Source organism: Trinickia symbiotica (genome assembly GCF_003028655.1).
GTDB classification, from domain to species: domain Bacteria; phylum Pseudomonadota; class Gammaproteobacteria; order Burkholderiales; family Burkholderiaceae; genus Trinickia; species Trinickia symbiotica_A.
The window spans coordinates 1-450 of sequence record NZ_PYUC01000064.1; the positions used below are offsets into that span (position 1 = coordinate 1).

1 pseudogene is annotated in these 450 nt (G+C 76.2%); it reads right to left on the bottom strand.

The features are described 5' to 3' along the window. Positions 1–450: pseudogene (locus tag C9I57_RS32245) on the bottom strand (thioredoxin domain-containing protein); the annotation flags it as partial.

The following is a 450-nucleotide window of genomic DNA, read 5'->3' on the forward strand; positions in this document are numbered from 1 at the left end:
GGTCCGGGCGATACGGGCCTGCTCGTCCAGGTGCACCCGCACCAGCAGGTCGCCCGCGGCCACCGCGGCCTCCACCAGGTCCGGCCGGTCGAAGTAGGCACCGGTCTCGGCGAGCGCGGCGATCGCCAGGCCGTTCCAGGCGGCGACCACCTTGTCGTCCCGGCCGGGCGCGGGCCGCCGGCCGCGCGCCGCGAGCAGCCGCTCCCGGATGCCGTCGATCCGGGCCGCGTCGGACACCTCGTCGCGCTGCGGCAGCTGCAGCACGGACGCGCCCTCCTCGAAGGTGCCCTCCTCGGTCACCCCGAAGTACCGCGCGGCCAGATCGGAGTCCGCGTCGCCCAGCACCTCGCGCAGCTGGTCGGGCGTCCACACGTAGTAGGCGCCCTCGACGTGCCGCCCAGTGCCGTCGTCGCTGTCGGCGTCCAGCGCGGAGGCGAAGCCGCCTTCCGG